The organism is Amycolatopsis sp. VS8301801F10, from assembly GCF_046195355.1.
In the GTDB taxonomy this organism is placed as follows: domain Bacteria; phylum Actinomycetota; class Actinomycetes; order Mycobacteriales; family Pseudonocardiaceae; genus Amycolatopsis.
Window position 1 is genome coordinate 4,174,751 of record NZ_CP176065.1, and the last position, 19,633, is coordinate 4,194,383.

Sequence of the window (19,633 nt, forward strand, 5' to 3'; positions counted from 1 at the left end):
TCACCCGGCGGCCAACCCGAGTTGGCCGCTTGGCCGCGGTCGCCGGATAGAACGGCCGCCATGACCGAAACGACCCCTTCCCGGCGCTCCGTGCTCAAAGCCGGGATCGCCGTCCCCGCGCTCGCCGCGGCGGGCGGCCTGCTGCTGCCCGGCGCCGCCTCGGCCGCGCCGCTGATCCGCCGCGACCGTCCGGTGCTCGCCCACGGCGTCGCGTCCGGGGACGTGACCACCGGCTCCGGCATCGTGTGGTCGCGGGCCGACCGCCCGGCGCGGCTGATGGTCGAGGTCGCGCGCGACCCGTCGTTCCGGCACGCCCGCCGGGTGCCCGGCCCGTTCGTCACGCCCGCCACCGGCGGCACCGGCAAGGTCCGCGTCGCCGGGCTGGCCCCGGGCACCGAGTACCACTACCGCGTCACCGCCGTGGACCTCGACGGCCGCGGCGCGAGCGAACCGGTCGCCGGCCGGTTCGCCACCGCGCCGGCCGGCCGCGCGAACACCCGCATCCTGTGGAGCGGCGACGTCGTCGGCCAGAACTACGGCATCAACCCGGCGCTCGGCGGCATGACGATCTTCTCCGCGATGGCCGACCGCCGCCCGGACCTCTTCCTGCACAGCGGCGACACGGTGTACGCCGACGGCCCGCTCACCGAAACCGTCACGCTGCCCGGCGGCGCGGGCACCTGGCGCAACATCGTGACGCCGGAGAAGTCGAAGGTCGCCGAAACCCTCGACGAATACCGCGGCCAGCACGCGTACAACCGACTCGACGCCAATTTCCGCCGGTTCGCCGCGGAGGTGCCCGCTTATGTCCAGTGGGACGATCACGAAGTAGTCAACAACTGGTACCCCGGCGAAATCCTCAACGACCGCCCCGAATACACCGAAAAGCGGGCCGACGTCCTCGCCCGGCGCGCGTTCCAGGCGTTTCACGAATGGCATCCGATCGACCGCCGCCAGGCTGTCGACGGCCGGGTCTACCGGAACTTCCGCTACGGCAGCCGGGTCGAGGTCTTCGTGCTCGACATGCGCACCTACCGCGACGCCAACACCTCCGACCGGGCCAAGCCGGGCCACATCCTCGGCGAGGCCCAGGCCCGCTGGCTGGCCGACGCGCTCCGGCGCAGCACCGCGACCTGGAAGATCGTCCAGGCGGACATGCCGATCGGCCTGATCGTCCCGGACGGCAAGGACATCGAGGCGGTCGCCAACGGTCTGCCCGGCGCGCCCGGCGGCCGCGAGACCGAACTGGCCTGGGTGCTGAGCCAGATCTCGCGGCACCGCGTGCGCAATGTCGTGTGGCTGACCGCCGACGTGCACTACACCGCCGCGCACCATTATTCGCCCGAGCGCGCCGCGTTCCAGGACTTCGACCCGTTCTGGGAATTCGTCTCCGGACCGCTCAACGCCGGCGCCTTCGGCCCGAACAAACTCGACCCGACATTCGGTCCGGAAGCGGTGTTCGTGCACGCCCCGCAGACGCAGAATTCCTCGCCGCTGCAAGGATTCCAGCATTTCGGCGAGGTGAATGTGGACGGTGCGAGCGGCGAGCTGACGGTCGACCTGCGCGACGCGACCGGGGCCTCGCTGTGGTCGAAGACGCTGCGGCCGCAGCGGCGCTGACCGGCCCGGAAAGGGCGTCGGATAGGCTCACCGCCGAATAACACGAATCCGCACAAGGAGAAATACCGTCGTGACTGAACGCACGCTGGTCCTCGTCAAGCCCGATGGCGTCGCGCGCGGCCTCGTCGGCGAGGTCGTCTCGCGCATCGAGCGCAAGGGCCTGAAGCTGGCCGCGCTGGAACTGCGCACCGTCGAGCGCTCCGTCGCCGAGGAGCACTACGCGGAGCACAAGGAGCGCCCGTTCTTCGGCGACCTGCTGGAGTTCATCACGTCCGGCCCGCTCGTCGCGATCGCCGTCGAGGGCCCGCGCGCGATCGCCGCGTTCCGCCAGCTCGCCGGCGGCACCGACCCGGTCGAGAAGGCCACCCCGGGCACCCTGCGCGGCGACTTCGCGCTGGAGACCCAGTACAACCTGGTGCACGGCTCGGACTCGCCGGAGTCGGCCGAGCGCGAGCTGAAGCTGTGGTTCCCGGACCTGTGATCCGGCGCTGAACCCCCGCGACGCCGGGCTGGGACTTCGGTCCCGGCCCGGCGTTCGCGTTTTCTCAGACCCCGGCGCCGCCGTCGACTCGCGGGACGGCGCCGGTGGCGTAGGACGCGATCGCTCAGCAGCCACGCTGTCGGACGGAACCATCTCCACGAACTCGCCGCCGCTCCGGGCTCGCCGGGGCGCTGCGATTATTGCCGGTGCTCGGAACCCAGCAGATCGGTTAACCTCCACCGGTGACTGCTCTTCCGCTGCCGCCGCGCGACTACCTGCCCTATCTGCGCTCGCTCACCTCCGCCTTCGCCGAGGAAGCGCCGGGCGACCTCGACAAGCCGGTCCCGCACTGCGGCGGCTGGACCAAGCGCGACCTCGTCACGCACCTGGGCAACGTGCACCGGTGGGCCGCCGGGATCGTCCGCACCGGCGAGCTGAGCAAGCAGGAATTCGACGTCTCGCCGGGCGACGACCTCGCGCCCTGGTACGCCGAGAGCGCCGCCGAACTGCTGGACGCGCTCGACGCGGCCGATGCCGCCGCAGAGTGCTGGGTTTTCGGCGCCGCGGAGAAGACGAAAGCGTTCTGGTTCCGCCGTCAGGTGCACGAAACTGCCGTCCATCTGGTCGATCTGTTCGGTGCGCGCGGCGTAACTCCGCGGCTCGATCCGCTGATCGCGGCCGACGGCGTCGACGAGGTGCTCGGCACGATGCTGCCGCGCGTCGCGCGCTGGAAGCACGAGGTTCCGCTGGCCGCGCCGATCACCTTGCGCACCGCCGACACCGGGCACTCGTGGACCGTCGTGCCCGGCGAACCGCCCGAGCTGGGCGAGGGCGAAGCGGTGGCCACCGTCACCGCACCCGCGCAGGATTTGCTGGTGCTGCTGTGGAATCGCACCGACAGCCAGCCGGAGATCGCTGGCGACGAGGCCGTCGCGAAGGAGTTCCTCGCCGCGCGCATGACCCCTTGAGGGGATAATCCTGCGCCCATTCAGGTCCCGTTCACCGCGGGGACTTCCCGCGGTCGCGCCGATGGATTTGGCTGAGCTGAGCCATTTTCGCGACTGTGGGGTACCTGGTGAAAAGATCAAGATCCGTGCTGCTCGGCGCCTTGCTGGTGCTGCCGCTGGCCACACCGGCGCAGGCCGACCCGCTCTCCGCTCCGCTCGGCCCGCCGCCGGTCGAGAGCGCCGCCGCCTTCTCCTCGGCCCGGGAGGCCCCGGCCGTCGCCGCGGCGCCCGCCGCCGACGACGGCCTCGAGACCAGCAGCGCCACCAACGCGGTGGCGCCTGGTCTGAACCTCACCCAGTTCGACCGCTTCGACCCGAAGGGCTGGATCCGCGGCGACGCGCTGAGCGTCGACCTCACCAGCAAGGTCCTGAAGCCGACCTACCTCAGCCCGGGCACCGTTTCCGCGCGCACCCCGCTGTCCCAGCAGGTCGCTCGCGCCGGTGCGGTCGCGGGCGTCAACGGCGATTTCTTCGACATCAACGCCTCCGGCGCGCCGCTCGGCGTCGGCATCGACAACAGCGAGCTGCACAACGCGCCTGCTTCCGGGCACAACACCACTGCCGCGATCACCGCCGAGGGTCGCGCGAAGCTCGCCGACATCTTCCTCGAAGCGTCGGTCACGCTGCCGGACGGCCGTGCGGTTCCGGCTACGAACTTCAACAGCCCGGTGCTCGCGAAGGACGCGCTTGGCGTCTACACGCCGCTCTGGGGAGCTTCGGCGCGCGCGACATCGGTTGCCGGTGCACAGCGGGTTGCCGAGGTCGAGGTCCGCGACGGCGTCGTGACGCAGGTGCGTCCGAAGCCTGCCGACGGCCCGATTCCGGCGGGCAGCACGCTGCTGCTCGGCCGGGAAGCTGGCGCGGATGCGTTGTCGGCGCTGCACGCCGGTGACCGCGTGGGCGTTTCGTACGCGCCGCGGACCGACGCGGGCAAGATCGCGGTCGCGGTCGGCGGGAACAAGACGCTGCTGAAGGACGGGCAGCTCCAGCAGCTCGACGACGTCACCCTCGCCCCGCGTACCGGCGTCGGGTTTTCCGCTGACGGCAAGCGGATGTGGCTCGTCACGGTCGACGGCCGCCAGGCCGACAGCCGCGGGATGACCGAGCTGGAAATGGCCCGGCAGCTGAAACGGCTCGGTGCCGACGACGCGATCAACCTCGACGGCGGCGGCTCCTCGACGCTGCTCGCGCGTGGCGAAGGAGAAGCCGCGCCGGCGGTGCGCAACTCGCCTTCGGACGGCGAGGAACGCTTGGTGCCCAACGGCATCGGCATCGCGACCGTGCCCGGCAGCGGACGGCTGACCGGCTTCGCGCCCGCCCCCGCGCAGGAGGGCGACAACTCGACCCGCGTGTTGTCCGGCTTGAGCCGTGCGCTCGTGCCGAACGGCCACGACGAGACGGGTGCCGCAGTGGCGTCGCGGCCGTTCTGGACTACGTCGAACCCGTTCCGCGGCACCGTCACGAAGAACATTTTCACCGCGCAGCCCGACTTCCTCCACCCGGACGCGCGGGTCGACGTGACCGTCACCGCGCACCAGAAGTTCGTGAACGGCCGCACGAAGCTGACCGTGCTGGGCAAGCCGGTCCGTCTCGGCGCGAGCACCAAGCAGGTCGCGCTGTCCGGTGCGGAAGCGCGCGGCGAGTTCCAGGTCTACGGCTACGACGCGGACGGTTACGGCACCTGGATCGAACCGTCGGACGTGAAGCTGGAATACGACCCCGCCGTGGTGAAGATCGAACCGTCCGGCAAGGGATTCGCTGTCACCGCGAAGACCGCCTCCGGGGCTACCGCGGTCACCGTGCACGCGGGCGGGAAGACCATGCACCTGGCGGCTTCGGTGGGCGCTGAAGCGCGCGTCGCGGCTCCGCTGGCCGGCCCGGAGGGTTGGTCCGCCACCGTGTACCCGGCGGTCGTGGGCGCCGCGCTGTCGTCGGCGGACGGCCGCAACGGCGGCAAGGGCCTGGCGCTCGACTACCGGCTCACCGGCATCACCGCAACCCGCGCCGCGTATGTCAACGCGGCCAACCCGATCCCGGTGCCGGCCGGCACGCAGAAGATCGGCATGTGGATCAACGGCGACGGCAAGGGCGCCTGGATCCGCGCCGAACTCCGCGACGGAGCCAACACCGCGTCCATTGTGGACCTTTCGCGCAGCGTCGACTGGACCGGCTGGCGGTACGTGACCGCCGCGGTGCCCGCCGGATTGCCGGACGGCCAGCGGCTCACCCGGTTCTATGCCGTGGAAACCGTGGCAGGCAAGCAATACGAGGGCAAGCTGGTCTTCAACGATCTCACCTTCGAGGTCGCGCCGACCACCGCGGTGCCGCACGATCCGGCCGTTCCGGACCCGGCTCTGGTCGCCAACGGCACGCTCGGCAAGGGCGGACTGAAGATCGCGGTCGTCAGCGACGCCCAGTTCACCGCCGACGCCCCGGACGGCCCCCTGGTCGCCCAAGCCCGCCGGGCACTGCGCGAGGCCGTCGCGGCGAAACCGGATCTCGTGCTGCTCAACGGCGACTTCGTCGACCGCGGCACCGCGCCGGACTTCGTCCTGGCCCGCAAGATCATCACGGAGGAACTGGACGGCCGCGTCCCCTGGTACTACGTCCCCGGCAACCACGAGGCCGAGGGCGGCGACGGTCTGAAGAACTTCCAGGCTGCCTTCGGGGAAACGCACCGCGTGGTCGACGTGCACGGCGTACGGCTGATCCTGATGGATTCCTCGCGGGGTTCGCTGCGCGCGGGCGGCTTCGACCAGGTGCGCATGATGCGCGAGGCGCTCGACAACGCGGCGCAGGACCGTTCGGTGCGCGGCATGGTCGTCGCGATGCACCACCCGGTAAAGGACCCGAGCCCGACCGGCAATTCGCAGCTGGGCGACCGGAAAGAGGCGGCGTTGCTGCAGACGTGGCTGACCGGTTTCGAGGAGAAGTCCGGCAAACCGGCTGCTTCGCTGGCTTCGCACGCGGGAGTGTTCGGCCTGTCGCGTACGGACGGCGTGCCGTACCTCGTGAACGGCAACTCGGGCAAGACCCCTGCCGCGGCCCCCGGCGACGGCGGTTTCGTCGGCTGGACCCTGGTGCAGGTCGACCCCGCGGACCGCAGCCAGCCGGTGCGCTTCGAGACGCGCCCGAACGTCGACGCGCTGACGGTGACCGGCCCCGGCACTCTTTCGTGGGGCGGGACCGGAAAGGTGACCGCCGCGGTGACGCAGGAGAGCCGGTCGGTTCCGGTGGCGTACCCGGTGAGCGCGGTGTGGGGCGGTCGCGGGGTGCACGTCGGCAGCTGGCCGCCCGCGCCGTGGGACGTGGTTTCGCTCGACCCGGCCACCGGGACGGTGCGGGGCCTACGCCCGGGGACGGCGGAGATCTCGGTGACGGTGAACGGGGCGACCCGCTCGGTCCCGGTGACGGTGCGCTGAGCTGTCGCGGGCGGGGCGGTCTTCGGGCCGCCCCGCTATTTCCGCGTGGCGCCGCGCCAAAGGCTGATCGCGAGCGGAACGATCACGACGTCGAGGATCGGGTGGAACACGCTGAACGGGTTGGGATGGACAGCGACCAGCCGGTAGAGCCCCAGCAGTCCGCCGATCGCCGGGAGGATCGCGGCCGCGAGGAAGGCCGGTCGCGCTCGCCGGAACACTCCCGCCGCGATCGCCGCGTAAAGGACCGCCCGAAGGCCGCTGATCCGACAGTGTCCGAACCGGTTCCGTAGACGGCCAGCTGGCTCACGTGGGTCGCCGCCGACAGGGCGAGGATCGAGCCGAGCAGCCGGGAACGGGCCTGCGAAACCGCGGGGGAGAGCAGCACGGCCGAGCCTCCAAACGGTCAGGTAACCTGACCAAAAAAGTAAGGTAGCCTGACGGGTGTGTCAAGAAGCAGCCCTCCGGAGCCGCCCGCCCTCGTCGCGCTGACCGGCTCGTCGCGGCTCGGCGCGCTGGCCCGGCGGCTCGCCCAGGCGGTGACCGCCGGGGTGCTCGCCGAAGTGCAGCGACGGGACGCCCGGATCCGCGCGGTCCATCTGCGGGTGTTCGCGTCGCTGGAGGACGGACCGGCGCGAGCGGTCGCCGTCGCCCGGCTTCTCGGGACGACCAAGCAGACGACCGGGCCGGTGATCGACGAACTCGTCGCGTGGGGCTATCTCGCTCGCCGCGACGACCCCGCCGACGCCCGGGCGAAACTCGTCGATTTCACCGCGGCGGGCCGGGATCTGGCGGAGGCGGCGGCGGAAGCCGTTCGCGCGCTGGAATCCCGGATGGCCGAGGCGGTGGGGCGCGAGGAGCTGGACCGGTGCCGGATGACGTTGTGGCGGGCGATCGGTGCGCTCGATCCGTCCGGCGGTTGAGCAAACCGGTCGAGAATTGTCGGTCCCTCCCTCTACTGTCGTTCCTCGTGGGAGAGTCGGCAGCGGAACCCGCGCTCGTGCAAGCGAAGGCGCTGGTCAAAAGGTTCGGAGAATTCGAGGCAGTACGCGGCGTCGACGTCGAGGTGCGGCCGGGGGAGGCGTTCGGCTTCCTCGGGCCCAACGGCGCCGGGAAGTCGTCGACGATGCGGATGATCGCGTGCGTGTCCCCGCGCAGCGACGGCGATCTGCGCGTCCTCGGCATGGACCCGGACGTCGACGGGCCGCGGATCCGCGCGCGGCTGGGCGTGGTGCCGCAGGAGGACAACCTCGACGTGGAGCTGACCGTCCGGCAGAACCTGCACGTCTACGGCCGCTATTTCGGCCTCTCCCGCGCGCACGTGCGGAAGAAAGCGGTCGAGCTGATGGAGTTCGCGCAGCTGTCCGACCGGGCCGAGAAACCGGTCGACTCCCTGTCCGGCGGCATGAAGCGGCGGCTCACCATCGCCCGGTCCCTGGTCAACGACCCGGAACTGCTGCTGCTCGACGAACCGACCACGGGGCTCGACCCGCAGGCGCGGCATCTGTTGTGGGACAGGCTTTTCCGGCTCAAGGCGCGCGGCACCACGCTGATCGTCACGACCCATTACATGGACGAAGCAGAACAGCTCTGCGACCGGTTGGTCGTCATGGACGGCGGCCGGATCGCCGCCGAGGGCTCGCCCGCCGAGCTGATCGCGCGGCATTCCACCCGGGAAGTCGTCGAACTGCGGTTCGCGCCGGGGGAGCAGCAGGGCGCGGCCGACCGGCTCGACGGGCTGGCCGAACGCGTCGAAGTCCTCCCGGACCGGGTGCTGCTCTACACGATGACCGGCGAGGCCACGCTCGAGCGCGCCCACGAACGCGGCTTGCGCCCGCTGTCGAGCCTGGTCCGCCGCAGCTCCCTGGAGGACGTCTTCCTCCGCCTCACCGGCCGGACGTTGGTGGACTGATGACCGTTCCCGCCACCGGCCGCGTGGTCGGCCGGTTCCACGGCGCCTGGCTGCGCGTCGAGGGCCACTGGACCTGGTACCGCAGGCACTGGCTCAGCACGCTCTACTCCACCGGCCTGCAACCGGTGCTGTTCCTCGCCGCGATGGGGCTCGGCTTCGGCTCGCAGGTCCAAGCCGGTCCGGCGACCGGAGGCGTGTCGTACCTGATGTACGTCGCCCCGGCGCTGCTCGTGGCAGGCGCGGCGCAGCAGGGCGTCAGCGAATCGAGTTATCCGGTGCTCAGCGGATTCAAATGGCAGAAGGACTATCTGGCGGTCACCGCGACGCCGGTGTCGCCGGGCCAGGTCCTCGGCGGCCACCAGATCTGGACCGCGCTGCGGCTCGCCCTGTCCGGCGCGGTCTACGCGCTCATCGCGTTGCTGTTCGGCGCCTGGGCCAACGCGGGAGCGCTGCTGGTGATCCTCGTCGGCGTCCTCACCGGGCTCGCCTGCGGGTCGCTGATGGCCGCGCTCGCCGCGTGGACCTTCGACGAGGGACAGCGGTTCGGGCTGCTCTTCCGCTTCGTCGTCATCCCGATGACCCTGTTCTCCGGCACGTTCTTCCCGATCGCCCAGCTGCCGCTGTACCTGCGCTGGCTCGCCTGGATTTCCCCGCTGTGGCACGGCACCGAGCTGTCCCGCGCCGCCACGCTCGGCGGGCGCGAACTGCTCCCGGTGCTCGGGCACCTCGCGTATCTGGCCGCGCTGGTCGCGATCGGCTGGGCGATCGCGCACCGCGGCTTCTACCGACGGCTGGTGGCGTGATGACCGACCTGCGAACCGCTCCGATTCTCCCGCAGCGGCGGGGAATTCTGCTCCGCGTCCTGCCCGCGGGCATGTACAGCGGGCGCGCCACCGCGCTGATCGAACGCGCGCTCACCGTTTACGGACGCTCGTGGACGATCCTGGCGTCCGGCGCGCTCGAGCCGTTGTTCTACCTGCTCGCGTTCCAGGTCGGCTTCGGCAAGCTGGTCACCACCGTGCCGGGTCCGGACGGGCAGCCGATGAGCTACGTCGCGTTCGTCGCGCCCGCGCTGCTGGCGTCGTCGGCGATGAACGGCGCGGTCTTCGAGTGCACGTACAACCTGTTCTTCAAACTGCGCTACGCCAAGACCTACGACGCGATGCTGGCCACTCCCATCGGCCCGCTCGACGTCGCGCTCGGCGAGATCGCGTGGGCGATGATGCGCGGCGGTCTCTACTCGGTGGCGTTCCTGGCAGTCACCGGCGTGATGGGGCTGCTCACGTCGTGGTGGGCGCTGCTGCTCCTGCCCGCCGCGCTGCTCGTGTCGTTCGCGTTCGCGGCCATCAGCATCGCGCTGGTGAGCTTCCTGAAGTCGACGTCGCAGTTCGACTACATCCAGCTCGTCCTGATGCCGATGTTCCTGTTCTCCACCACGTTCTTCCCGATCACGGTCTACCCGGAAGCGCTGCAGTGGCTGGTCCGCTGCTTCCCGCTCTACCACGGGATCGAACTGATGCGCGGGCTCGCGACCGGCATCTTCTCGTGGAGCATGCTGGGCAACCTGGCGTACCTGCTGGTGCTGGCGGCGATCGGGATCTGGGGCGCGACAAGGAGGATCGCGAAGCTGCTGCTTACCTGAACGGGACGGGGCCGGGTCTGGTCAGCGGGCGGGGCTGGGCGGTCCGGTCTGTGCGGAGGCCACCGCGGTGCGGGCGTCGACGAGGCCGTGTCCGTAGAAGCCGTTGTATCCGTCGTAGCCGGAGCAGTAGGCGTCCTGGGCGCCGTCTCCGGTCAGGTCGTAGTTGTCCGGGCACGGCATCGGCGTCGCGCGGGAGTCGAGCGCCCGGCGCAGTTCGGCGGCCGTCCACGCGGGATGCACCGATTTCAGCAACGCCAGCACCCCGGCGGCGTGCGGCGCGGCCATCGACGTCCCGCACATCGGGGCGTACCCGCCCGGCACGGTCGAAACCACGCACCGGTCGTCGTCGCCGCCTGGGGCGGTGACATCGACCACACCGAGGCCGTAGGAGCTGTAGCCCGACTTCACCCGCTCCGGGCTGATCGCCGACGCGGTCACCACGTCGCGCAGTCCCGCGGGCAGCGCTTCGCACTTCCCGGCGGCGGACGGCGCACCCGAGCGGGCCGACGGAGTGAGGTCGACCGCCTCGTTGGTCGCGGCGGCGACGTTCAGCGTGCCCTGCGAAGTCGCGTACTCCACCGCCCGCGCCAGCACCTCGTGCACCACCCCGCGGTCGTTGCCGCGCACGCAGGACAGGGACCACGGATTCACGAACCAGCTGCTGTTGGCGATCGGCAGATGCCGCGCCGCCGACCACATGATCCCGCAGACCGCCGCCTCCGGATCGGCGTAGCCGCGGTCGTCGATCACCTTCACCGAAGCGATCCGCACGCCCGGCGCGACGCCGGTGACGCCCTTGCCGTCGTCGGCCGCGGCGATGATGCCCGCGACGTGCGTGCCGTGCGCCGAGGTCGTCGGCTGCCAGGCGGCCGGGCCCGGGTCCGGGACGCCGGTGAGACAGCCCGCCGAATCGTCCGGATCGATCGCCGCGGCGAGGTCGGGGTGCTTCGGGTCGACGCCGGAGTCCAAGACCCCGACGACCACCGAGCGGCTGCCGCCGGTCACCTGGTGCGCGGCCGGAGCGTTGATCAGGTTCATGTCCCACTGCTGCGAGGACAGGTCCGCGGCCGGCACCCGCGCCGGGTCGCTGAGCGGGAGCGAGGCGCGCGCGGGCTGGGCGGCCGCGCCCGGCTGTTCGGCGGCGGTGCGGGTGGCCTGCGCGCTGAAGGCCCGCTCCGGGCCGAGCCGGTCCGCGAACGCCCGATCGGCTGACGTGACGACCGCCACGGAAATCTGCGGGTAGTAGCCCACGAGCTGCCCGCAGCCCGCACTCGTCTGCTGGCGGGCGGAAGATTCCGGGGTCCCGCGGTCGAACGCGACGACGTAGCGCACCTCCCGGCCGCCAGGAGCGCATCCCGGACTCGCGCCGGCGGCGGAGGGGGAGACCGCCGCGCATCCGGCGAGGACCAGCAGCGAGCACACGGCCGCCCGCAGCGGCCGCGCCAGCAGAGACACCGGACCTCCCACCGCGCGCGGGGCTGAACCGGGCGCCCGCGCGAGCGCCCGAGCCCGCACGCTAACCACCCCGGGCCCGGCGCGACAAGCCGACCGCGGAAGTTCGCCCGGGCGCATGAGCGCGGCACGCCCGGGCGCCTGCCGCGGGACACCGACTACACCGGGTGTCCCCCCGGGTGTGGGATACTCGCGTTGGCCGCTGCGCCGACGGGCATCCCGCCCGCGTCGTGAGCGGCCCGGAGGAGTGCCGGACCGGCACCACGCGCGTCGCCCCCGGGAGGCCGGGCCAAGGTCGATGTCGTGGCGGGTGGCCCGGGGGTCGCGAGCAGGCCGGCACCCCGCCGAGCAGACCAGGAACCGAGCGGCCGCCGACCCGGCGGACCGCACGGCTGCCAGCAGGATTCCCGCCGCTGGTCACCACCACGGCGGGCACGGAACAGAAAGGGCCCCTGCGCGGCCGCGTCACCACCGGTGCGAACCGGCTGACGCGCCCGGGGGCGGAGGAGACACATGTCGAACGCGGACACACCCGCCGATCAGACCGGCGGGAATACCGTCGCACCCACGAGCAGCAGGCTGGGCGAGCTGCCGCCGCGCATCCGCGTGCACGCGCTGGCGAAGCTGCTCGGCCTGAGCAGCCGCGACCTGCTCGGCAAGCTCGCCGAGCTGGGGGAAAGCCCCCGCAGCGCCCAGTCGAGCGTGACCAAGGAGGTCGCGCACCGCGTCGCGGTCATCCTCGACGCGGAGGCCGCCGGATCCGCCGAGCAGGACGCGCCCGCCGGGGACGAAGCCGCCGGAACCCCGGACAGCGAGGCCGCCCCGGCTGCCGCTGCCCAGGAGACCGCGGGCCCGGCGGAAGCCGCTCAGGAAACCACAGTCGCGGAGGGCGCCGGATCGCCCGAGTCCAGCACTTCGGGAGCCGCTGCCGCGCAGGCAGCCGGCACCGCGCCGGAGACCGCCGCTCAGGAACCCGCCGCCGCGGAGGGTGCCGCTTCGCCCGAGTCCAGCGCTTCGGAAGCCGCTGCCGCGCAGGCAGCCGGCACCGCGCCGGAGACCGCCGCTCAGGAAACCGGTGCTGAGCAGGGCACCGCGCCGGAAACCGCCGCCGAGCAGGACGCTGCCGCGCAGGCAGTCGCCGCCGGTTCGGACACCGCCGCCGAGGGAACCGGCGCCGCGTCGCAGGCGACCGCCCCGGCCCGCCCGTTCTCCGCCGCGACCGCCGAGCCGGAAGCCGCTCCGGAGTCCGGCGAGAAGCGCACCCGCACCCGTCGCACCCGCCGGGCCGTCGCGCCCGCGATCCCGGCCGAACAGCAGGAAACCGAGCAGGCCACCCCGGCCCGCGGCCCGGTGCACGTGCCGGTCTTCGCCGCGCCGTCGCCGGTCTTCCTGCCGCCGGAGCCCGCGCAGCCGGTGCGGAGCAAGCCCGAACCGCTGTTCGGCGTCGGCGAGGCTCCCGCGCAGGCTGAGCGTCCGGGCCGGTCCGAGCGCGCCGCCGACGCCGCCGAGGAAGAGACCTCGGAGGAGACCCGCGACGAGCGTTCCGACGAGGACGGCGACGACGCGGGCAGCCGCCGCCGGCGCCGCCGCGGCCGTCGCGGACGCGGCCGGGGCAAGGGCGGCGACGAGGCCCAGTCCGAGAACGAGGACGAAACCTCCGAAGACCAGCAGGTCCCGCAGTCGAAAGACAGCAAGGACAAGACCGAGAAGCCGGACGAGGCGGGCGAAGCCGAGGCGGAGTCCGACGACGACGCCGAGTCCGAGAGCGGCAGCAAGCGCCGCCGCCGTCGCCGCCGCCGCAAGGGCGGGGACGACGACGCGGCCGAGACGACCGGCGGCGACGACCCGCCGAACACGGTCACGCACGTCCGCCAGGCCAAGGCCGCCGAGCCCGAGCGCCCGGCCCGCGACGAGGTGCGCAGCGTCCGCGGGTCCACCCGGCTGGAGGCCAAGCGCCAGCGCCGCCGCGACGGCCGCGAGGCGGGCCGCCGCCGCGCCCCGATCCTGTCCGAGGCCGAGTTCCTGGCCCGCCGCGAGTCGGTCGACCGCACCATGGTCGTCGCCGAGAAGGGCGATTCCACGCAGATCGCCGTGCTCGAGGACGGCGTGCTGGTCGAGCACTTCGTGACGTCGTCGGGCACCGGCTCGATCGTCGGCAACGTCTACCTCGGCCGCGTCCAGAACGTGCTGCCCAGCATGGAGGCCGCGTTCATCGACATCGGCCGCGGCCGCAACGCCGTGCTCTACGCGGGCGAGGTCGACTGGGACGCCGCCGGCCTGGAGGGCAAGGCGCGCAAGATCGAGCAGGCGCTGTCCACCGGCGACAGCGTGCTGGTGCAGGTCACCAAGGACCCGGTCGGGCACAAGGGCGCCCGGCTGACCACGCAGATCTCGCTGCCCGGCCGCTTCCTCGTCTACGTCCCCGCGGGCGGGGCCACCGGCATCTCCCGCAAGCTGCCGGAGAACGAGCGCCGCCGGCTCAAGGACATCCTCAAGCGGATCGTCCCGGAGGACGCGGGCGTCATCATCCGCACCGCCTCGGAGGGCATCAGCGAGGAGGAGCTCGACCGGGACGTCCAGCGGCTCAAGGCGCAGTGGGACGTCATCAAGGAGAAGGCCTCGGCCGGGTCCGCCAAGAAGGGCGGCGCCCCGACCATGCTGTACGAGGAGCCGGACCTGCTGGTGAAGGTCGTGCGCGACCTGTTCACCGAGGACTTCGCGAAGCTGGAGGTCCAGGGCTCGACCGCGTGGGAGACCATCCACGGCTACGTGCAGCACGTCGCGCCCGACCTGACCGACCGGCTCAAGCGCTACACCGGCACCGGCGACGCGTTCGCCGACCACCGGATCGACGAGCAGATCACCAAGGCGCTCGACCGCAAGGTCTGGCTGCCCTCGGGCGGCTACCTGGTCATCGACCGCACCGAGGCGATGACCGTCATCGACGTCAACACCGGCAAGTTCACCGGCTCGGGCGGCAACCTCGAGGAGACGGTGACCCGCAACAACCTGGAGTCGGCGGAGGAGATCGTCCGCCAGCTGCGGCTGCGGGACATCGGCGGCATCATCGTGATCGACTTCATCGACATGGTGCTCGAGTCCAACCGGGAACTGGTGCTGCGCAGGCTCACCGAATGCCTCGGCCGCGACCGCACGCGCCACCAGGTGGCCGAGGTCACGTCGCTCGGCCTGGTGCAGATGACGCGCAAGAAGATCGGCACCGGGCTGCTCGAGGCGTTCTCCACGCCGTGCGAGCACTGCAAGGGCCGCGGCGTCGTCGTGTCCACCGAACCGCAGCGCACCGGCGGCGGAGGCAACGGGAACGGCCACAGCGGCGCCAACGGGCACAACGGCCACAGCCACGGCGGCGACACCAAGAGCTCGCGGCGGTCCCGCGGCCGCGGCAAGGGCGAGGAGCAGCACCACGAGCCCAAGCCGGAGCCGGCCGCCCCGGCCCCGACCCCGGAACAGCGCGAGTCGGTCGTGTCGGCGGTGCAGGCGATGGCCAACGCGTCCAAGGCCAAGCACGAGCACCACGTTCCGGAAGCCGCCGAGGCGAAGGAGCCGGAAGCGGTTCAGCAGCAGGCCGCCGCGCCGGAAAAGGCCGAGGACAAGACGGAGGCCCCGGCCCCCGTCCAGCAGCCGGAGCCGACGCGGCCGGAGCCCGCGGCCGGCCAGGCCGCGCCGGTGGCGGAAGCCCCGGAGGAGACCGCCGAGGCGGCCTCCGAAGAAGAACCCGAGGTCGACGTCCCGGCCCCGGCCGTGCGCAGCACCCGGCGCCGTCCGCGCCGCGCCGCTTCGCGTCCGGCAGGGCCGCCGGTGAAGGCTTCGGACCAGAGTTGATCCACCACGGGTACCCCGGGTGCAGCGGCGCCCGGGGCCTCCCGTAACCTGTAGTACGGCTCATCGCAAGCATGAGCCGCTGCGCGAGCACCTGGACCGCCCCCGGGCGGGCCGGCCGCGCCAGCCCCCTAACCCATTGTCGAGTAATGCAGGAGACATCCGTGTCGGCGTACGCGATCGTCAAGACCGGCGGCAAGCAGTACAAGGTTGCCGTTGGCGACGTCGTCGAGGTCGAGAAGCTCGAGGGCGAGCCGGGCACCGAGCACACCTTCCCCGCCGTGCTGTTCGTGGACGGTGGCGAGGTCACCACGGACGCCGACGCGTTGGCGAAGGTCTCGGTCACCGGCAAGGTCGTCGAGCAGACCAAGGGTCCGAAGATCCGGATCCACAAGTTCAAGAACAAGACCGGCTACCACAAGCGCCAGGGTCACCGGCAGAAGCTGACCCGCGTCGAGGTCACCGGCATCTCCAAGTAGTTCTCCGGATCTTCGAAAACCGAAACTTTCCCAGAAGGGGCTTGAGCGATGGCTCACAAGAAGGGTGCGTCCAGCTCCCGCAACGGTCGTGATTCGAACGCCCAGCGACTGGGCGTCAAGCGCTTCGGCGGCCAGGAGGTGAACGCGGGCGAGATCCTGATCCGCCAGCGGGGCACCAAGTTCCACCCCGGCGTCAACGTCGGCCGCGGCGGCGACGACACGCTGTTCGCGCTCGCCGCCGGTGCGGTCGAGTTCGGCTCGAAGCGCGGCCGCAAGACGGTCAACATCGTGCCAGTCGAGGCCTGATTCTCGGTCTCGTCAGCAGCAGAACCTCCAAGCGAGGGGTGGGACCGGAATAACTCCGGCTCCGCCCCTCGTTTGTTTTTGTCCGGATACTTTTTTCGCACGTGAAGTGAGGCAGAACCATGGCGTCCCGGTTCGTGGACCGCGCGGTCATCCATCTGACCGCCGGGGACGGGGGAAACGGCTGTGCCTCGGTGCACCGCGAGAAATTCAAGCCGCTCGGCGGCCCGGACGGAGGCAACGGCGGCAACGGCGGTGACGTGACGCTCGTCGTCGACGCCAACGTGCACACCCTCCTCGACTTCCACTTCCGCCCGCACGCCCGCGCCGGCAACGGCAAAATGGGCATGGGCAGCAACCGCAACGGCGCCGCCGGCGAGGGACTGGAGATGAAGGTTCCGCCGGGCACCGTCGTGTTCACCGAGGACGGCGAACTCGTCGCGGACCTCACCACCCCCGGCACCCGGTTCGTCGCAGCGCAGGGCGGCCGCGGCGGGCTCGGCAACGCCGCGCTCGCGTCGAAGGCCCGCAAGGCTCCCGGATTCGCGCTGCTCGGCGAGCCCGGCGAGAGCCGCAACCTCGTGCTGGAGCTGCGTTCGGTCGCCGACGTAGGCCTGCTCGGCTTCCCGTCCGCGGGCAAATCGTCGCTGATTTCCGTGCTGTCCGCGGCGAAGCCGAAGATCGCCGACTACCCGTTCACCACGCTCGTGCCGAACCTCGGCGTGATCACCGCCGGGTCGTCGGTGTTCACCATGGCCGACGTGCCGGGCCTGATCCCGGGCGCGTCCGAGGGCCGCGGCCTCGGCCTGGACTTCCTGCGCCACATCGAACGCTGCGCCGTGCTGGTGCACGTGGTCGACTGCGCGACGCTGGAGCCGGGCCGCGATCCGCTGTCCGATGTGGACGCGCTCGAGGAGGAGCTGGCCCGCTACACGCCGGGGCTGGGCGGCAAGCTCGAGGAACGTCCGCGCGTGGTGGTGCTGAACAAGATCGACATCCCGGAAGCGGCCGAGCTGGCCGAGTTCGTGCGCCCCGACCTGGAGGCGCGCGGCCTGCGCGTGTTCGAGGTCTCCACCGCGTCGCGCAAGGGCCTGAAGGAGCTGAGCTTCGCGCTGGCGGAGGTCGTCGAGGCCTACCGCGAGGCGCAGCCGGTGCTGGAGCCGGAGAAGATCGTGCTGCGCCCGCACGCGATCGACGACAGCGGGTTCACCGTCGAACGCGATCCGGAGGAAGAAGGCGGGTTCATCGTCCGCGGCCCGCGCCCGGAGCGGTGGATCCGGCAGACGAACTTCGCCAACGACGAGGCCGTCGGCTACCTCGCGGACCGGCTCAACCGGCTCGGCGTCGAGGAAGCGCTGGCGAAGCACGGCGCCCGCCCGGGCAGCCCGGTCACCATCGGCGACATCCAGTTCGAATGGCAGCCTTCGACCCCGGGCGTCGCGGTGCACCTTTCTGGCCGCGGCACGGACGTCCGGCTGGAGCGCAACGACCGCGTCAGCGCGTCCGAGCGCAAGGAAGCCCGCCGGATCCGCCGCGACGGCACCGGCGAGGACGAGGACCTGGTCGAAGAGGAGACCGCCCCGTCCGTCGACGCCGAGCTGGACGACGTGTGGGACGACGAGGAGCAGGCGGAGCGCGACCGGTGAGCGGCACGCGGCACGAGATCGCGGAAGCGCGCCGGCTGGTCGTCAAGGTCGGGTCCTCGGCGCTGACCACCGCGGGCAGCGGACTCGACGTGGCTCGCCTGGACGCGCTCGTCGACGCCATCGCGGACCGCGTGGCCCGCGACGCGCAGATCGTCCTCGTGTCCTCGGGTGCGATCGGCGCCGGGCTCGCGCCGTTGAAGCTGGGCAAGCGGCCGCGTGACCTCGCCACGCAGCAGGCGGCGGCGAGCGTCGGACAGCTCGCGCTGGCGCACGCGTACGCGGAATCGTTCGGCCGCTACTCCCTGACCGTCGGTCAAGTCCTGCTCACTTCCGACGATGTCGTCCGCCGCTCGCACTACCGCAACGCGCAGCGCACGTTCTCCCGGCTGCTCGCGCTCGGCGCGGTGCCGGTGGTGAACGAGAACGACACCGTTGCCACGCAAGAGATCCGCTTCGGCGACAACGACCGCCTCGCCGCTTTGGTGGCGCACCTCGTCGGAGCCGACGCGCTGGTCCTGCTGTCCGATGTGGACGGTCTGTACGACGGCGATCCGCGCGACGGCGCGACCCGCAAGATCACCGAGGTGCGCGGCGAGTCCGATGTGGAGGGCATCGCGGTCGGGATGTCGTCCTCGGGGCTCGGCACCGGCGGCATGGTCTCGAAACTGTCCGCGGCGCGCACCGCGGCCGGCGCCGGAATCCCGGTCCTGCTGGCCGCTGCCGCCGACGCGGGGGAGGCGTTGCGCGACGCGAACGTCGGCACCGCGTTCGCACCCGCCGACACCCGGCTGTCCGCCCGCCGTTTCTGGCTCGGCTACGCCGCCGACACGTCCGGCCGCCTCCGCCTCGACGACGGCGCGGTGCGGGCGATCCTGCGCCGCCGTTCGCTGCTGGCGGCGGGAATCACCGGGCTGGAGGGGGAGTTCGAGGCCGGGGACGTGGTGGACCTGGTGGATTCCGCGGACGTGCCGGTGGCGCGCGGGGTGGTCGGGTTCGACGCGGGGGAGCTGCCCGCGTTGATCGGCCGGTCGAGCCACGAGGTCCCGGTGGAGCACCGCCGGGAGGTCGTGCACGCCGACGACCTCGTCCCGCTGCGCCGCTGAGCAGCCGCCGCTAAGAACCCGCGAGATGCCGCGCTACGCGGGCGAGCTGCTCCGCGTAATACTCCACAAAGGACTCTGACGACGGGTCCTCCCCGGTGAGCGCCTCGGCGACCCGGGGAAGCGACGTCGGCGCGCTCGCCGCCGCGATCAGCATCAGCAGCAGCGTCTTCGGGTCCACATCGGACGGGAAGTCGCCCGCGTCCTGTCGCGCCCGCATGTACTTGAGCTGGCCCTCCAGGAATTCGCGCTGCGACTCCGCGCCCGCGTCGCCGGGGGTGCTCTCGGCCATGTTCTCCCGCAGGAACAGCCGGGCCTGGTTCTGGTCGGCGAGCCCGCCCTTGGCGAAGTCCGCGAGCACGTCCGCGAGCGGCCGGTCCGGCGTGGTCATCGCGGCGAACCCGGCGAACGGTTCGCTGGCGACCTCGGCGTACAGGCCTTCCTTGCCGCCGAAGTAGTACGAGATCAGCTGCTTGTTCACGCCGGCGCGCTGCGCGATGTCGCTGACCCGCGCGGCCGCGTACCCCTTGCTGCCGAACTCGGCTTTGGCCGCCTCGAAAATGCGGGCCTTCGTGCGTTCGGGGTCACGCTGGCGCTCCCCGGGTCGGGGAGCGCGGCGCGGGCTGGTCTCGGACACCGGAGCAGCCTAACCGACCGGTTAATCATCCTGAAGGTTGACACAATCATCCGTATGGATAATTATGGACGCAGGCGACCGAGAGGGGAACGACC

The 19,633-nt window shown here is 71.8% G+C and carries 16 protein-coding genes; 13 read left to right on the top strand and 3 right to left on the bottom strand.

The window, feature by feature from the left end:
• Positions 1-60 precede the first annotated feature (60 nt).
• The 4 genes from F9C11_RS19675 to F9C11_RS19690 all read left to right on the top strand — a co-directional run bounded on the left by F9C11_RS19675 (position 61) and on the right by F9C11_RS19690 (position 6,530).
• Positions 61-1,620 (top strand): alkaline phosphatase D family protein, encoded by a 1,560-nt coding sequence (locus tag F9C11_RS19675; RefSeq protein ID WP_409186330.1) that lies wholly within the window; start codon positions 61-63, stop codon positions 1,618-1,620.
• A gap of 70 nt (positions 1,621-1,690) precedes the next feature.
• Positions 1,691-2,101, top strand: a complete 411-nt coding sequence (gene ndk, locus F9C11_RS19680; RefSeq protein WP_009081097.1) for a nucleoside-diphosphate kinase — start codon at positions 1,691-1,693, stop codon at positions 2,099-2,101.
• 242 nt (positions 2,102-2,343) lie between these two features.
• On the top strand, positions 2,344-3,069 hold the full coding sequence (locus F9C11_RS19685) for a maleylpyruvate isomerase family mycothiol-dependent enzyme (protein WP_409186331.1): 726 nt from the start codon (positions 2,344-2,346) through the stop codon (positions 3,067-3,069).
• Between the two features lie 125 nt (positions 3,070-3,194).
• Positions 3,195-6,530: a phosphodiester glycosidase family protein gene (locus F9C11_RS19690; RefSeq protein WP_409186940.1), complete on the top strand. Its 3,336-nt coding sequence runs from the start codon at positions 3,195-3,197 to the stop codon at positions 6,528-6,530.
• Positions 6,531-6,565: 35 nt separating this feature from the next.
• Here the strand turns inward: F9C11_RS19690 and F9C11_RS19695 are convergent, their stop codons facing one another.
• Positions 6,566-6,748, bottom strand: a complete 183-nt coding sequence (locus tag F9C11_RS19695) for a hypothetical protein (RefSeq protein ID WP_409186332.1) — start codon at positions 6,746-6,748, stop codon at positions 6,566-6,568.
• 225 nt (positions 6,749-6,973) lie between these two features.
• Here F9C11_RS19695 and F9C11_RS19700 point away from each other — a divergent pair, with 225 nt between their 5' ends.
• Genes F9C11_RS19700 through F9C11_RS19715 form a run of 4 tightly spaced genes read left to right on the top strand, consistent with a single transcriptional unit; the run spans position 6,974 to position 10,081 of the window.
• Positions 6,974-7,450 (top strand): MarR family winged helix-turn-helix transcriptional regulator, encoded by a 477-nt coding sequence (locus F9C11_RS19700; protein WP_409186333.1) that lies wholly within the window; start codon positions 6,974-6,976, stop codon positions 7,448-7,450.
• Between the two features lie 47 nt (positions 7,451-7,497).
• Positions 7,498-8,439, top strand: coding sequence for an ABC transporter ATP-binding protein (locus F9C11_RS19705; protein ID WP_409186334.1), 942 nt, complete (start codon positions 7,498-7,500; stop codon positions 8,437-8,439).
• Complete coding sequence (locus F9C11_RS19710; RefSeq protein ID WP_409186335.1) at positions 8,439-9,242, top strand: ABC transporter permease; 804 nt, start codon at positions 8,439-8,441, stop codon at positions 9,240-9,242. The genes F9C11_RS19705 and F9C11_RS19710 overlap by 1 nt, the downstream gene beginning before the upstream one ends.
• The gene (locus F9C11_RS19715; RefSeq protein ID WP_409186336.1) at positions 9,242-10,081 is read left to right on the top strand and encodes an ABC transporter permease; all 840 of its coding nucleotides are present in this window, start codon (positions 9,242-9,244) and stop codon (positions 10,079-10,081) included. The genes F9C11_RS19710 and F9C11_RS19715 overlap by 1 nt, the downstream gene beginning before the upstream one ends.
• A 21-nt stretch (positions 10,082-10,102) precedes the next feature.
• On the opposite strand, the gene F9C11_RS19720 is transcribed toward F9C11_RS19715, so the two are convergent.
• Positions 10,103-11,536: a S8 family peptidase gene (locus F9C11_RS19720; protein ID WP_409186337.1), complete on the bottom strand. Its 1,434-nt coding sequence runs from the start codon at positions 11,534-11,536 to the stop codon at positions 10,103-10,105.
• A 510-nt stretch (positions 11,537-12,046) separates the two neighbouring features.
• On the opposite strand from F9C11_RS19720, the gene F9C11_RS19725 reads away from it, so the two are divergent.
• The 5 genes from F9C11_RS19725 (at position 12,047) to proB (ending at position 18,904) form a co-directional block, all read left to right on the top strand.
• Positions 12,047-15,376, top strand: coding sequence for a translation initiation factor IF-2 N-terminal domain-containing protein (locus F9C11_RS19725; protein WP_409186338.1), 3,330 nt, complete (start codon positions 12,047-12,049; stop codon positions 15,374-15,376).
• Positions 15,377-15,537: 161 nt separating this feature from the next.
• Entirely contained in the window at positions 15,538-15,852 is a 315-nt protein-coding gene (gene rplU / locus F9C11_RS19730; protein WP_009081084.1) for a 50S ribosomal protein L21, read from the top strand.
• A gap of 48 nt (positions 15,853-15,900) precedes the next feature.
• Positions 15,901-16,158, top strand: a complete 258-nt coding sequence (gene rpmA / locus F9C11_RS19735) for a 50S ribosomal protein L27 (RefSeq protein ID WP_009081082.1) — start codon at positions 15,901-15,903, stop codon at positions 16,156-16,158.
• Positions 16,159-16,277: 119 nt separating this feature from the next.
• The gene (gene obgE / locus F9C11_RS19740) at positions 16,278-17,801 is read left to right on the top strand and encodes a GTPase ObgE (RefSeq protein ID WP_409186339.1); all 1,524 of its coding nucleotides are present in this window, start codon (positions 16,278-16,280) and stop codon (positions 17,799-17,801) included.
• Positions 17,798-18,904 carry a glutamate 5-kinase gene (gene proB / locus F9C11_RS19745; RefSeq protein ID WP_409186340.1) on the top strand — a complete coding sequence of 369 codons (1,107 nt, stop codon included), beginning with the start codon at positions 17,798-17,800 and terminating at the stop codon, positions 18,902-18,904. Before obgE ends, proB begins: the two co-directional genes overlap by 4 nt.
• Before the next feature lie 10 nt (positions 18,905-18,914).
• Here proB and F9C11_RS19750 read toward each other — a convergent pair whose 3' ends face one another.
• A complete protein-coding gene (locus F9C11_RS19750) occupies positions 18,915-19,538 on the bottom strand; it encodes a TetR/AcrR family transcriptional regulator (RefSeq protein WP_409186341.1) in 624 nt (207 codons plus the stop codon).
• Positions 19,539-19,633 lie beyond the last annotated feature (95 nt).

Coding starts and splice junctions, on each gene's coding strand:
- F9C11_RS19715 (WP_409186336.1), top strand. CDS start 9,242: ATGACCGACCTGCGAACCGCTCCGATTCTCCCGCAGCGGCGGGGAATT.
- F9C11_RS19725 (WP_409186338.1), top strand. CDS start 12,047: ATGTCGAACGCGGACACACCCGCCGATCAGACCGGCGGGAATACCGTC.
- F9C11_RS19675 (WP_409186330.1), top strand. CDS start 61: ATGACCGAAACGACCCCTTCCCGGCGCTCCGTGCTCAAAGCCGGGATC.
- F9C11_RS19710 (WP_409186335.1), top strand. CDS start 8,439: ATGACCGTTCCCGCCACCGGCCGCGTGGTCGGCCGGTTCCACGGCGCC.
- rpmA (WP_009081082.1), top strand. CDS start 15,901: ATGGCTCACAAGAAGGGTGCGTCCAGCTCCCGCAACGGTCGTGATTCG.
- obgE (WP_409186339.1), top strand. CDS start 16,278: ATGGCGTCCCGGTTCGTGGACCGCGCGGTCATCCATCTGACCGCCGGG.